Below are 14,678 nucleotides of genomic sequence, written 5' to 3'. Positions count from 1 at the left end.
AAGATGTAGAAAGGAATAGACACTCGTTTCCACTCACAAAGATAGTCGCGGTCTTGCTTTTCATAGAGGAAATATAAGGAATTCTACGGTTATGTGTTTTTTATTGCTAAGAAGGTAGGTTGATGGCAGACTTCTCTTATTGAGGAATGCGGGTATTCTCATGGCAGAATATCCGCATTTTGTGTTTTGAGTAGATTTTATTGTTTTGAGGATGTACGGAACTTCTGAGGAGGTATTCCCGTATGACGTTTAAAGAATTTGTTGAAGAAGGCCGCATTATTAAAACCTAGACTCACGGCTATATCCTTTATCGGAGTGTTGGCGGTACAAAGCTGTGCTTTGGCATCCATGATGATAGTATTGTTGATGATTTCCATGGCTGTATGTCCTGATTCCTTTTTGACAAGGCGGCAAAGAGCTGCCGGCCTCATATTCATTTTCAATGCATAATAGGACACTTGATGCTCCCGGACATAGTCTGTGTGTACCAATCGGATAAAAATGCGGTATTGGTTGAAATGCCTGCTGCCCGGAGTCTCTTTTATTCTAGGGCGTTCCGGACAGAGTTCGGATATACCTTGTAACAGATAGGTCAGTAGAGTTTGCAATGAAACTAGACTTGAGGGGCTTTCTGTTCTTTGGTAGAGGTGTGACAAATAGGTCATGAACTCGGCATAAAGCTGGAAGTCCGTTTTCGATAGAGGAAAAATATAGTGTTTGCCTATAATGTGAAACTTATCCATCATGAGCTTGCCGGCCCCTGCACTTTGGATAAGTTGCTGGGAAAACATGGCGACATATATTTCAGCATCCTCTGACGTGTGTAGCAATTGTACGAAGGTCTCGGGAGGAATAACTAGGAGGGCGTTAGCTTCAACCCTGAATTGAGTATGGTTTATGATAGTTTTCAGAACTCCTTTGGTGCATAGAGCGAAGATACTGGCCTTGGTGTGGTATGGCTTTTCCACTAGCGGATTCAGTTCATTGGTTGTGATATGATTGCAGGCAATGAACTCGGCATTTATATTGAATTCGGATATATTCATGTTGGAGATTTTAAGACACAAAAATGGGGGATAATAATGTATAAATGACAGAGATAACAGTTAAAATCAATATTACGCTCAATTTGTCTCTGTTAAATAAGGTAAAGTTGTGAATAATAGAATATATACATGCTAAAACGGAATATTGATTTATAAGGGTTTGTTTGTGGCATAAGCATTTTAGCCCGAACTTTGCTCCTTGTATGATAAAACAATTCTGATGAATCCGAATGTTCCTCAAGAAGTACGTATAATAAATGCCATCTCCGAGCAGTTGTTCAACTCATGGCCCGTCAGCATTATTATGATTGATTTGGAAGATTGTATCTGGCGTCTGAATCAGCAGGTGATGAATGAACTCCATTTGAATGAGTATGTGATAGGGCGGCGTATCACTGACTTATTGGAAGTGGTATGTGATAAAAAGAATGTGTTAGAAGACCTTTTGCTGCAACTTCGGGAGAGGGATGTGCGGATTATTCCCTTAGATATCAATTGCTTTATACGTGAATTGAAGAGTGGTATCAGTTTTCTGATACAAGGTGCTATGGTGGGAATTCATGAAGATGGACAATTGGTGAGGATTGTACTCTATTTCAGGAATGTGTTGGAAGAACGGACACAGAAGCATTTGCTGAATATTGCGCTGAGCCGCACCCAGATATTTCAATGGTCTTTCGACATGGAACATAATCTGATGATTATAGAACCGCGTTATTTTGAATATTTGGGGATTCCTACGCGTGACTATACGCTGACGCCTGAGGAATTCGCATTTCTGATTCATCCGGACGACCGGAAGGGAGTGTTTGATGCTTTGGCTTTACAGTTGCATGGTAATTTGTACGAACGCCCAGTGGAATACCGTCTACGGAGGGGAGACGGCAAGTGGGAGTGGTTTGAGGCGCAATCTACCTATGTGGGGCAATTGACGGATTTGCCGTTCCGTATCATCGGTATTTGCATGAGTACGCAGAAATACAAGGATACGGAGAATAAATTGAACGAGGCTTTGCAGAAAGCGCAACGTAGCGATGAGTTGAAGAGCGTATTTCTTGCTAATATGAGCCACGAGATACGTACGCCACTAAATGCCATTGTGGGCTTCTCTACACTACTGGCTTGTGGGGATGCCGACTTGTCGCGGCAGGAGATTATGGAATTTACGTCTTTGATTGAAAAGAACAGCCAGTTGTTAATGGTGTTGATTTCAGATATTCTGGATTTGTCCAAGATAGAATCGAACACGATGGAATTCCATTTTGAGAAGGTTTCTTTAAATGGCATATTGGAAAGCATTTACAGTGCGCAGAAGATGAATCTTCGGAAAGGAGTGGAGCTACTGCTAGACCTTCCGGACCGGGCGGCAGTTATCTATACAGATCCTACGCGTTTGGGGCAAGTTGTCAACAATCTTATCAATAATGCGGTGAAGTTCACTGCTGAAGGACGCATAACCATAGGGTATAGGCTGAAGGACTTTGCTACATTGGAAGTCTTTGTGGAAGATACGGGAACTGGCATGTCGGAAGAAGTTCTGGCGCACATTTTTGAACGTTTCTATAAGGGAGATGCTTTTGTGCAGGGCACGGGATTGGGATTGGCCATTTGCAGGACTATCGTTGAAAGGTTTCATGGAAAAATAGAAGTGGCTTCAACTCTTGGCAAGGGGAGCCGCTTTGCAATTGTCCTTCCGCAGGAAATGCGGGAGTAGTGTTCTCTTTCTTGGATATTTGATGTAATTATGTGAGCGTATGATATTGTATAACGTTGAAAATCGCTACCTTTGCAGTCTTGAACGATAAATTCATTGACACTATGATATCTGTAGAAGGACTGAAGGTAGAATTTAATGCCACTCCTCTGTTCGAAGACGTCTCTTATGTTATCAATAAGAAAGACCGTATAGCTCTTGTCGGCAAGAATGGTGCCGGTAAGTCCACCATGCTCAAGATATTGGCTGGCATTCAGCAGCCCACTGCCGGCATTGTTGCCGTTCCCCGCGAATGTACTATCGGGTATTTGCCCCAAGTGATGATACTCAGTGACAAGCGCACCGTAATGCAGGAGGCTGAACTTGCCTTCGAGCATATTTTTGAGATGCAGGCGGGCATCGAACGCATGAATCGGCAACTTGCCGAACGTACCGATTACGACAGCGAGGATTACCAGAAACTGATTGACCGCTTCACTCACGAAAACGAACGTTTTCTGATGATGGGCGGCACCAACTACCGTGCCGAAATAGAGCGCACGCTCCAAGGGCTGGGCTTCAGCCGCGAGGACTTTGACCGCTCTACAAGCGAGTTTTCCGGTGGTTGGCGTATGCGTATAGAGCTTGCCAAGCTGTTGCTTCGCCGTCCGGATGTGTTGCTGCTCGACGAGCCTACCAACCACCTTGACATCGAGAGTATCCAGTGGTTGGAGAACTTCCTTTCCACCCGTGCCAATGCGGTGGTGCTTGTCAGCCACGACCGCGCCTTTTTGAACAATGTCACTACGCGTACCATCGAAATAACTTGTGGACGCATTTACGACTATAAAGTGAAATACGATGAGTTCGTGGTGCTTCGCAAGGAGCGCCGGGAGCAGCAACTACGTGCTTACGAGAATCAGCAGAAGCAGATACAAGATACGGAAGATTTCATCGAACGTTTCCGGTACAAAGCTACCAAGGCTGTGCAAGTGCAGAGCCGCATCAAGCAGCTCGAAAAGATAGAGCGCATCGAAGTGGATGAGGAAGACAACTCCTCTTTGCGCCTGAAGTTTGTTTGCAGTAGCCGTAGCGGTAATTATCCCGTTATCTGCGAGGATATGGAGAAATCCTACGGTGGGCACGTTGTTTTCCACGATGTAAATTTGACTATCAACCGAGGAGAGAAGGTTGCTTTTGTCGGTAAGAACGGCGAAGGTAAGTCTACGCTTGTAAAGTGTATTATGGGTGAGATTACGGATTATACCGGTAAGCTTACACTGGGACATAATGTGCAGATTGGATATTTTGCCCAGAACCAGGCACAGCTTTTGGATGAGAGCCTGACTGTATTCGATACGATTGACCGCGTGGCCGTAGGGGATATCCGCCTCAAAATCCGTGATATTCTAGGTGCTTTCATGTTCGGCGGTGAGGCTTCGGATAAAAAGGTGAAGGTGCTCAGCGGTGGAGAGCGTACCCGGCTTGCCATGATAAAACTGCTGTTGGAGCCGGTGAATTTCCTGATTCTCGACGAACCTACGAATCATCTTGACATGCGTTCCAAAGATGTGTTGAAGGAGGCTATCCGCGATTTTGACGGAACGGTGATAATAGTCAGCCATGACCGTGATTTTCTGGACGGACTTGCGACTAAAGTGTACGAGTTTGGTGGCGGACTGGTGAAGGAACATCTGGGAGGAATTTATGATTTCCTGCAAAAGAAGCAGATAGAGAGCCTGAATGAGTTACAGAAATCCCCTTCACTTTCCGCTTCGCCCACTGCCGGTAAGGCGGCATCGGGAAATGTTGGTGCAGAACCGGTTCAACCCTCGGCAGCCAAACTCTCTTATGAGGAGCAGAAGGAGCTTAATAAGAAGCTCAAGAAACTGGAACGTCGCGTTGCCGATTGTGAAGCGGAGATAGAGCAGACGGAGGCTGCCATTGCCATTCTTGAGGCCAGGATGGCCACACCGGAAGGTGCTTCGGACATGTCGCTTTATGAGCAGCACCAAAAACTGAAAGAGCAGCTTGACCGCGTGATGGAAGAGTGGGACGCGGCTACTGTAGAGTTGGAGAATCACTAACTATTATATTTTATATGTTTATGAAAGCAAATCATTTGTTACCCATTGCAGCATTCTGTCTGATGACGGCTTCCTGCAACACCGGCAAGCAGCAGGCTGAACTTACAGCAGGCATCCAGCTCGCCAATCTTGACACAACGGCTCTACCCGGAACTGACTTTTACCAATACGCATGTGGCGGTTGGATGAAGAACAATCCGATTCCTGCTGAATACTCACAGTACGGTTCTTTTACTATCCTTGCAGAAAACAACCGCAAGCAGATTCAAGGACTGATTGAAGAGCTTGCCGCCACCCAGCACGAAGCCGGCAGCGTGGCACAAAAAATCGGTGACTTGTACAAAATCGTAATGGACAGCGTGAAGCTGAACAAGGACGGTGTAGCCCCCATCAAGGCTGAACTCGACCAGCTGGCTGCTTTGAAGGACAAGAAGGAGCTTTATGCCTTGCTGGGCGATATGCAGAAGAAGGGTATCATCGCCTACAACGTGCTGTATGTTGGCGCTGACGAAATGAACAGTAGCATGAATGCTGTACAGACCTATCAGACCGGGCTGAGCATGGGCGAACGTGAATACTATCTGGAGAATGATGAGGCTACTGCCAAAATTCGTGATGCTTTCCGTACACATGTACAGAAGATGTATCAGTTGGCTGGTTTCGACGAGGCTACTGCCAAGAAAGGTATGGAGGTGGTGATGGATGTGGAAACACGTCTTGCCAAGGCTTTCCGCTCTCGTACGGAGTTGCGTGACCCGCATGCCAATTATAACAAGATGAGCATGGAAGAGTTGAAGAAGAATTATCCTACTTTCGATTGGGATGCTTATTTGTCTGCCATGGGCTTGAAGGATGTGAAGGAAATCATCGTAGGCCAGCCCGCTTCACTGAAAGCTGCTGCCGATATTCTGGATACGCTGCCCATTGAACAGCAGAGCCTTTATCTGCAATGGAAATTGATTGATTCTGCCGCAAGCTTGCTGAACGATGCTATGGCAGAACAGAACTTCGACTTCTACAGCCGCACCATGAGCGGTACACAAGAGATGCAGCCCCGCTGGAAGAGAGCGGTAAGCACTGTAAGCAGCGCGCTGGGCGAAGCTGTAGGTCAGATGTACGTGGAGAAATATTTCCCTGCTGCTGCCAAGGAGCGTATGGTGACTTTGGTGAAGAACTTGCAGGAAAGCCTGGGCGAACGTATCCAGAATCTTGCTTGGATGGGTGATTCCACTAAGGTGAAAGCTCTGGAGAAACTGGCTACCTTCCATGTGAAGATTGGTTATCCCGACACTTGGAAAGACTACTCCACACTGGAAATCAAAAACGACTCTTACTGGGCAAACATGGAACGTGCCAACGAGTGGAGCCATGCCGAAATGATAGCCAAGGCCGGCAAGCCGGTGGATAAGGACGAATGGCTGATGACTCCGCAGACCGTCAACGCTTACTATAACCCGACCACCAACGAAATCTGTTTCCCCGCCGGTATCCTGCAATATCCTTTCTTCGATATGAATGCGGATGACGCCTTCAACTACGGTGCCATCGGTGTGGTAATCGGTCATGAAATGACTCACGGATTCGACGACCAGGGTCGCCAGTACGACAAGGACGGTAACCTGAAAGACTGGTGGACTGCTGAAGATGCCAAGAACTTTGACGAGCGTGCCCAGGTGATGGTAAACTTCTTTGATAGCATCGAGGTTGCTCCGGGTGTATATGCCAACGGACGCATGACATTGGGTGAGAATATTGCCGACCACGGTGGTCTGCAGGTTTCTTATCAGGCATTCAAGAAAGCTACGGCTGCCAATCCGCTGCCGGTGCTGGACGGTCTTACTCCCGAACAACGTTTCTTCCTGGCATACGCAGGTGTATGGGCTAATGATATCCGTCCCGAAGAAGTGCTGAACCGCACAAAAAGTGATGTGCACTCATTGGGCGAATGGCGCGTAAACGGTGCATTGCCGCAAATCGGTGCTTGGTATGAGGCATTCAACGTGACAGAAAAAGACCCGATGTTCTTGCCGGTAGAAAAACGTGTATCTATTTGGTAAACCAACAAAATAACCCTTAAAAAAAGGCGGCAGACTGGAAACAGATGCCGCCTTTTTTAATTATACCTAATTTATTGTGTATGAATGTATGTATGAATAAACAAAATTTGTAACTTTGCGCATCAAATACTAATATACGCATACTTTAATACGCAAATCCATGTCTGAAACAAAAAGAATCAAAACAGCTCTGGTATCTGTTTACCATAAGGAAGGTTTGGACGAAATCATTACCAAACTGCATGAAGAAGGTGTAGAGTTCCTCTCAACCGGTGGAACCCGTCAGTTTATAGAATCCCTGGGTTATCCCTGCAAGGCAGTGGAAGACCTCACTACATACCCTTCCATCCTGGGCGGACGCGTGAAGACTTTGCATCCGAAGGTTTTTGGAGGTATTCTTTGCCGCCGCGGATTGGAGCAAGACATGCAACAGATTGAAAAATATGAAATCCCCGAAATAGACCTCGTCATTGTTGACCTCTATCCGTTTGAGGCTACCGTTGCCAGTGGTGCCGAAGAACCTGCCATCATCGAAAAGATTGACATAGGCGGTATCTCTCTGATTCGTGCCGCAGCCAAGAACTATAACGACGTGGTTATCATCGCTTCGCAAGCACAATATCAGCCGTTCCGCGACATGCTGATGGAACACGGAGCCACTACTACCATCGAAGAACGCCGTTGGTTTGCCAAAGAGGCTTTCGGAGTGTCTTCACACTATGATTCTGCCATCTTCAACTATTTCGATGGCGAGGAAGGTTCCGCTTTCCGTTGTTCTGCCAACAGCCAGAAGACTTTACGCTATGGCGAGAATCCGCATCAGAAAGGTTATTTCTATGGCAATATTGATGCTATGTTCGACCAGATTCACGGTAAGGAAATCTCTTATAACAACCTGCTCGACATCAATGCTGCCGTTGACTTGATTGACGAATTCAAGGATACGACTTTCGCTATCCTGAAGCATAATAATGCTTGTGGACTGGCTTCACGTCCCACTGTGCTCGAAGCATGGAACGATGCGCTTGCCGGTGACCCGGTATCCGCTTTTGGTGGTGTGCTCATCACTAATGCCGTGATTGACAAGGCTGCTGCCGAAGAAATCAATAAAATTTTCTTTGAGGTGATTATCGCTCCCGATTATGATGTGGATGCGTTGGAAATCCTCGGTCAGAAGAAGAACCGTATTATCCTGGTCCGCAAGCCGGCAGCTCTGCCTAAGAAGCAGTTCCGCTCTTTGCTGAATGGCGTATTGGTTCAGGACCGCGACCTTAAGGTGGAAACTCCTGAAGAATTGAAGACTGTAACTACGAAGGCTCCCACTGCACAGGAAATTGAGGATATGCTCTTTGCAAACAAGATTGTGAAGAACAGTAAGTCGAATGCCATTGTGCTGGCAAAAGGAAAGCAGTTGTTGGCAAGTGGTGTAGGTCAAACCAGCCGTGTGGATGCTTTGAAGCAGGCTATCGAGAAAGCCAAAAACTTCGGTTTCGACTTGAATGGCGCTGTAATGGCAAGTGACGCATTCTTCCCTTTCCCCGACTGCGTGGAAATTGCCGGCAATGAAGGCGTAACAGCCGTCATCCAGCCGGGTGGAAGTATCAAGGATGAACTCTCGTTTGAATATTGCAACGAGCATGGCATTGCCATGGTGACTACGGGATTCCGTCACTTTAAACACTAATTCGGATTTACGATTTGACGATTTACGATTTACGATTGAAGTTACATCGTAAGTCTGAATCTCAAATTGTAAAGAAGAGGAATATCAATCGTAAATCGTAAATAGTTAAATCGTAAATATTAATGGGATTATTCTCCTTTACACAAGAAATAGCGATGGACCTTGGCACAGCCAATACCATCATCACCACGAATGGCAAGATTGTGGTGGATGAGCCTTCGGTGGTGGCTTTGGACCGTCGTACCGATAAGATGATTGCCGTGGGTGACAAGGCAAAGATGATGCACGAAAAGACCCACGAAAACATACGTACCATCCGTCCGTTGCGCGACGGTGTGATTGCCGACTTCTATGCCTGCGAGCAGATGATACGCGGACTTATCAAGATGGTGAACAACCGTAACCGTCTCTTCTCTCCGTCACTCCGCATGGTAATCGGGGTTCCTTCGGGCAGTACCGAAGTGGAGCTGCGTGCCGTGCGCGACTCTGCCGAGCATGCCGGCGGGCGCGACGTTTATTTGATTTTCGAGCCGATGGCTGCTGCCATCGGTATCGGTATCGATGTAGAGGCTCCCGAAGGCAACATGATTGTTGACATAGGTGGTGGTTCTACGGAAATTGCCGTTATCTCTTTGGGAGGTATCGTAAGTAACAACTCCATCCGCATTGCCGGTGACGACTTGACTGCCGATATTCAGGAATACATGAGCCGCCAGCACAACGTGAAGGTCAGCGAGCGTATGGCTGAGCGTATTAAGATTAATGTGGGTGCTGCCTTGACGGAACTCGGTGAGGATGCTCCTGAAGACTATATCGTTCATGGTCCGAACCGCATCACGGCATTGCCCATGGAAGTGCCGGTATGCTATCAGGAAGTGGCGCATTGCTTGGAGAAGTCTATCTCTAAGATTGAGACAGCCATCTTGAGCGCATTGGAAAATACGCCTCCCGAATTGTATGCCGACATCGTTCACAACGGTATCTATCTTGCCGGTGGCGGTGCATTGCTTCGTGGACTGGATAAGCGTCTGACTGATAAAATAAACATACCGTTCCACATTGCGGAAGACCCCTTGCATGCCGTTGCCAAAGGTACGGGCGTGGCATTGAAGAACGTTGACCGCTTCTCATTCTTGATGCGGTAATGCGAAATTTATTAAACTTTCTCATTAAATATAATTACTGGTTCCTCTTTCTTCTGTTAGAGGTTGCCAGTTTTATTTTATTATTTCGCTTTAATCATTACCAGCAGAGTGTGTATTTCACCTCTGCCAATGGCGTGGCGGGGAAGGTTTATGAAATATCGGGTGGCATCACTTCCTATTTCCACTTGAAGACGGCCAACGAAGACCTGCTCGACCGCAACATGTGGTTGGAGCAGCGGCTTTCGTTTCTGGAAAATGTCTTGAAGGAGAAAGGATTGGACTCCGCCAGGTTGTACAGCATGGAACGGCTTGCTCCTACGGAGTATCAGATATTCAAGGCGAATGTCATAAAGAACAGCTTGAACAAGGCTGACAATTATATCACTTTAGACCGTGGAACAACAGAAGGTATCCGTCCTGAGATGGGAGTTGTAGATGCCAATGGCGTGGTGGGTATTGTGTATAAGACCTCTCCCCATTACTCGTTGGTTATTCCGTTGCTGAACAGCAAGTCGAGCATCAGCTGTAAGATTGTGGGCAGTGATTATTTCGGTTATTTGAAGTGGGAGGGAGGTAATTCCCGTTTTGCCTATCTGAAGGATTTGCCCCGGCATGCCGAATTCAATCTGGGAGATACAGTAGTGACCAGCGGCTATTCCACCGTGTTTCCAGAAGGTGTCATGGTGGGGACGGTGGATGACATGTCTGACTCGCACGACGGGCTTTCGTATCTGTTGAAGATAAAGCTGGCTACGGACTTTGGAAAGGTGAGCAATGTGCGCGTCATTTCCCGCAACGGGCAGGATGAACAAAAGGCATTGGAGTCGAGGGCGGACGAGAAGTGACTAAGAAATTAGGGATTAGGGGTTAAGGATTAGGGATTAATCATCTTTATATCTTATAACTTATACACTCAATAACTTGTAACTCGTAACTTATAACTCATTAGCGTTGTTAATTAATTATCTGCATAAAATAGGATGGTTCATAGGCTTGGTACTGTTGCAGGTGCTGATATTGAACAATGTGCATATTGCAGGATATGCCACTCCATTTCTGTATATCTACTTGATACTGAAGTTTGAGTCGGACACTCCCCGCAATGCGTTGATGTTGTGGGCATTCTTTTTAGGGCTGGCTGTCGACGTCTTTTCCGACACACCGGGGATGAACGCTGCCGCTACGGTGTTGCTGGCTTTCTTGCGCCCCACTTTCCTGCGGCTGTTCGTGCCTCGTGACACGCTGGATACACTGGTTCCGGCCATCCGTACAATGGGGATTCTTCCTTTCCTGAAATATCTGGTTGTGAGTGTGCTGATACATCACGGCTTGTTGCTTACCCTCGAATTCTTCTCTTTTGCCCATATTGGTACGCTGTTGTTGAGAATTGCGGCAAGTACCCTGCTTACTGTGACCTGCATTATGGCTGTTGAGGGAATAAGAAAGAAAGGATAAAGGGATTAAGGATTAGGAATTGATGAAAGACTATACACTGGAAAAGCGGAAATATGTAATTGGAGCGGCGGCTATTGTCATCGTTCTTATTTACGTGTTCCGGCTGTTCGACCTGCAAATCATGACTGATGACTACAAGAAGAACGCGGACAGTAACGCTTTTCTGAACAAGATACAATATCCATCACGGGGGGCTATCTACGACCGTAACGGTAAGTTGCTCGTGTTTAACCAGCCTGCCTATGATATTACGTTTGTGCCTCGGGAGGTGACGCAGCTGGATACACTCGACCTTTGCAGTGCCTTGAACATTACCCGTGAGCAGTTTGACAAACGGATGAAGGACGTCAAGAACCGCTGGATGAACCCCGGTTATTCCAAATACACCCATCAGGTGTTCATGACGCAGCTTTCTGCCGAAGAGTGCGGTGTGTTTCAGGAGAAGCTGTTCAAATTTCCAGGTTTCTATATTCAGCGGCGTACTATCCGTCAATATACCTATAACTCTGCCGGCCATTTGCTGGGAGACATCGGCGAAGTGTCCAAGAAAGACATTGAGAACGATGACTATTATATTCGCGGAGACTATATAGGCAAGCAAGGCATCGAGAAATCCTATGAAAAGTATCTGCGTGGAGAGAAGGGGGTGGAGATTCTGCTTCGTGACGCTCACGGGCGCATCCAGGGACACTACATGGACGGACAGTTGGACCGTTCCTCCGTACCCGGCAAGAACCTGACACTAGGCATCGACATTGACCTCCAGATGTTGGGCGAACGGCTGCTTCAACACAAAATCGGTGCCATTGTGGCCATCGAACCGGCTACGGGTGAGATTCTGTGCATGGTTTCCTCGCCTACCTTTGACCCTCATCTGATGATAGGGCGCCAGCGGGGAAAGAACCACCGCCTGCTGCAGATGGACAAGCGGAAGCCTTTGTTGAACCGTGCCATCATGGGAGCTTATCCGCCGGGCTCCACCTTCAAGACGGCGCAGGCACTGACTTTCCTTCAGGAAGAGATTATCCACGAAGATTATCCGACTTTCCCTTGTGCGCATGGTTTCAATCATAAAGGCCTTCATGTGGGATGTCACGGACATGGTTCGCCTCTGTCGCTGATTCCTGCCATCGCTACCTCTTGTAATTCCTATTTCTGTTGGGGATTGTATCGCATGTTCGGTGATAAAAAATACGGTTCGCCGCAGAATGCCATTACCGTATGGAAAGACCACATGGTATCGCAGGGCTTCGGCTATCGGCTCGGTACCGACCTCCCCGGCGAACAGCGTGGACTGATACCGAATGCAAAGTTCTACGACAAGCCCTATCGGGGTTCGTGGAACGGTCTGACGGTGATTAGTATCTCCATCGGGCAGGGAGAGATTCTCGCCACCCCGTTGCAGATAGCCAATCTGGGTGCCACCATTGCCAACCGGGGGCATTTCATTACTCCGCACATCGTGAAGGAGATAGAAGACAATGAACTGGACAGCATCTATCGCAATCCCCGTTATCCCACCATCGACCGCGAATATTATGAAATGGTGGTGAAAGGCATGCGTGCCGCTGTAGACGGAAGTACGGGTAGCGCCACTTGCCGCATGGCGGGAGCCATCCTGCCGGGTGTGGAGGTCTGCGGAAAGACGGGCACGGCACAGAACCGCGGCAAGGACCATTCTGTCTTTATGGGCTTTGCCCCGATGGACAACCCTAAGATAGCCATTGCCGTCTATGTGGAGAACGGTGGTTTCGGTGCCACGTATGGCGTACCTATCGGTGCCATGATGATGGACCAGTATCTGCATGGAAAGCTGTCGCCCGAGAATGAGATACGGGCGGAAGAATTCAGTAACCGGGTGATACTTTACGGAGATGAGGAGAGATGATGATTAGGGATTAAGGATTAGGGGTTAGGGATGAACGGTGAGTGACTTCAATAGTAAATAGTAAAATCGTAAATAAATTGGTGACAAGGAGAGATAGCATATGGAAATCATTGGACTGGGTGACGATTGTCGTTTACCTGCTGCTGATTGTATTCGGCTGGTTCAGTGTCTGTGGGGCGAGTTATGATTATGGTGACCGTGACTTTCTGGACTTCTCTACGCGTGCCGGCAAGCAGTTTGTCTGGATTATATGTTCCTTCGGGCTGGGGTTTGTGCTGCTGATGCTGGATGATTCCCTCTATGACATGTTCTCCTACCTTATATATATAGGGCTGATGCTGTTGCTGATTGTCACGATATTCATTGCGCCCGACACGAAAGGGTCGCGGTCGTGGCTCATTCTGGGGCCGGTCAGTTTGCAGCCGGCGGAGTTTGCCAAGTTTGCCACGGCGCTGGCGCTTGCCAAGTATATGAGCGCCTACTCGTTTACGATGAAGAATTGGAAAAGCTCCCTTATGCTGGCTTTCTTGATTCTTTTCCCCATGTTGCTGATTATCCTACAGCGGGAGACGGGTTCGGCATTGGTGTACTCTGCATTTTTCCTGATGCTTTATCGGGAGGGAATGCCGGGCGTGGTACTGTTCTCGGGTATATGTGCAGTGGCCTACTTTGTGGTGGGCATCCGTTTTGATGCGGTGATGATTGCCGATACACCGACGCCTATCGGAGAATTTGCCGTGCTGCTGATGGTACTGCTCTTTGCCGGAGGCATGGTGTGGGTCTATAAAAAGCGCTGGGAGCCCACGCGGAATATTATCGGCGGTTCGCTGGGAGTGCTGCTCGTGGCTTATCTGATTTCGGAATACGTAGTACCCTTCAACTTGGTGTGGGTGCAGTGGGGGCTTTGTGCACTTGTTATCGGGTATCTTGTCTTTCTTTCTTTAAGCGAGCGCCATTTATCTTATTTTCTGATTGGGCTGTTTGCTTTGGGTTCGATAGGTTTCCTCTACTCCAGCGACTACTTCTTCAATAAAGTGCTGGAGCCCCATCAACAGATACGTATCAAGGTGGTGCTCGGTATGGAAGAGGACCTTGCTGGTGCCGGCTATAACGTGAACCAGTCGAAGATAGCCATCGGCTCCGGGGGGCTGACCGGCAAAGGTTTCTTGAATGGTACGCAGACAAAGCTGAAGTATGTGCCGGAGCAAGATACGGACTTCATTTTTTGCACCGTGGGTGAGGAGGAAGGATTCGTAGGGTCTACGGCTGTACTGTTACTGTTCCTTATTCTTATTTTACGGCTGATTGTCGTGGCCGAGCGGCAGCAATCTCCCTTTGGCCGGGTGTATGGTTATTCTGTGCTTAGTATATTCTTGTTCCATCTATTCATCAATATAGGCATGGTGCTGGGGCTGACCCCCGTCATCGGTATCCCGTTGCCTTTCTTCAGTTACGGAGGTTCTTCTCTCTGGGGATTCACAATCTTGCTGTTTATCTTTCTGCGGATTGATGCGGGACGTAATCGTCGAATTTAGTTATGACCGTTTCCTTGTGGGACATACGAATGGACTTGATTATCATTACATTGCATTTACACATTGTTTACATCGTAATGTAACGGTC

At 47.6% G+C, this 14,678-nt stretch carries 10 protein-coding genes; 9 read left to right on the top strand and 1 reads right to left on the bottom strand.

Annotated features, from left to right (window positions below; all coding sequences use genetic code 11):
* Positions 1-197: 197 nt before the first annotated feature.
* A complete protein-coding gene (locus ACESTD_RS15830; protein WP_022402249.1) occupies positions 198-1,046 on the bottom strand; it encodes an AraC family transcriptional regulator in 849 nt (282 codons plus the stop codon).
* A 220-nt stretch (positions 1,047-1,266) separates the two neighbouring features.
* Here ACESTD_RS15830 and ACESTD_RS15825 point away from each other — a divergent pair, with 220 nt between their 5' ends.
* From ACESTD_RS15825 to rodA, 9 genes are all read left to right on the top strand, one after another.
* Positions 1,267-2,760 carry an ATP-binding protein gene (locus ACESTD_RS15825; RefSeq protein ID WP_005828554.1) on the top strand — a complete coding sequence of 498 codons (1,494 nt, stop codon included), beginning with the start codon at positions 1,267-1,269 and terminating at the stop codon, positions 2,758-2,760.
* Between the two features lie 104 nt (positions 2,761-2,864).
* Entirely contained in the window at positions 2,865-4,826 is a 1,962-nt protein-coding gene (abc-f, locus tag ACESTD_RS15820) for a ribosomal protection-like ABC-F family protein (protein WP_008665967.1), read from the top strand.
* Positions 4,827-4,846: 20 nt separating this feature from the next.
* A complete protein-coding gene (locus ACESTD_RS15815) occupies positions 4,847-6,883 on the top strand; it encodes a M13 family metallopeptidase (RefSeq protein WP_061412075.1) in 2,037 nt (678 codons plus the stop codon).
* Positions 6,884-7,043: 160 nt separating this feature from the next.
* Positions 7,044-8,567, top strand: a complete 1,524-nt coding sequence (gene purH, locus ACESTD_RS15810) for a bifunctional phosphoribosylaminoimidazolecarboxamide formyltransferase/IMP cyclohydrolase (protein ID WP_009037258.1) — start codon at positions 7,044-7,046, stop codon at positions 8,565-8,567.
* A gap of 122 nt (positions 8,568-8,689) precedes the next feature.
* Complete coding sequence (locus ACESTD_RS15805; protein WP_005828544.1) at positions 8,690-9,712, top strand: rod shape-determining protein; 1,023 nt, start codon at positions 8,690-8,692, stop codon at positions 9,710-9,712.
* Entirely contained in the window at positions 9,712-10,557 is an 846-nt protein-coding gene (gene mreC / locus ACESTD_RS15800; protein WP_005828542.1) for a rod shape-determining protein MreC, read from the top strand. Before ACESTD_RS15805 ends, mreC begins: the two co-directional genes overlap by 1 nt.
* 106 nt (positions 10,558-10,663) lie before the next feature.
* Positions 10,664-11,167, top strand: a complete 504-nt coding sequence (gene mreD / locus ACESTD_RS15795) for a rod shape-determining protein MreD (RefSeq protein ID WP_005828540.1) — start codon at positions 10,664-10,666, stop codon at positions 11,165-11,167.
* A 19-nt stretch (positions 11,168-11,186) separates the two neighbouring features.
* Positions 11,187-13,055, top strand: a complete 1,869-nt coding sequence (mrdA, locus tag ACESTD_RS15790) for a penicillin-binding protein 2 (RefSeq protein WP_034523063.1) — start codon at positions 11,187-11,189, stop codon at positions 13,053-13,055.
* Positions 13,056-13,132: 77 nt separating this feature from the next.
* Positions 13,133-14,590, top strand: coding sequence for a rod shape-determining protein RodA (gene rodA / locus ACESTD_RS15785; protein WP_005834947.1), 1,458 nt, complete (start codon positions 13,133-13,135; stop codon positions 14,588-14,590).
* Positions 14,591-14,678 lie beyond the last annotated feature (88 nt).

Origin of the sequence: Bacteroides sp. AR20, from assembly GCF_964250605.1 — a bacterium.
GTDB lineage: Bacteria > Bacteroidota > Bacteroidia > Bacteroidales > Bacteroidaceae > Bacteroides > Bacteroides uniformis.
The sequence above is the reverse complement of the archived record's forward strand: the minus strand, read 5'-3'. Positions and strand labels throughout refer to the sequence as shown.

What these genes read in the sequence shown, in the direction of transcription:
- ACESTD_RS15825 (WP_005828554.1), top strand. Translation starts at nt 1,267, where the DNA reads ATGAATCCGAATGTTCCTCAAGAAGTACGTATAATAAATGCCATCTCC.
- purH (WP_009037258.1), top strand. Translation starts at nt 7,044, where the DNA reads ATGTCTGAAACAAAAAGAATCAAAACAGCTCTGGTATCTGTTTACCAT.
- mreC (WP_005828542.1), top strand. Translation starts at nt 9,712, where the DNA reads ATGCGAAATTTATTAAACTTTCTCATTAAATATAATTACTGGTTCCTC.
- ACESTD_RS15815 (WP_061412075.1), top strand. Translation starts at nt 4,847, where the DNA reads ATGAAAGCAAATCATTTGTTACCCATTGCAGCATTCTGTCTGATGACG.
- ACESTD_RS15830 (WP_022402249.1), bottom strand. Translation starts at nt 1,046, where the DNA reads ATGAATATATCCGAATTCAATATAAATGCCGAGTTCATTGCCTGCAAT.
- abc-f (WP_008665967.1), top strand. Translation starts at nt 2,865, where the DNA reads ATGATATCTGTAGAAGGACTGAAGGTAGAATTTAATGCCACTCCTCTG.
- ACESTD_RS15805 (WP_005828544.1), top strand. Translation starts at nt 8,690, where the DNA reads ATGGGATTATTCTCCTTTACACAAGAAATAGCGATGGACCTTGGCACA.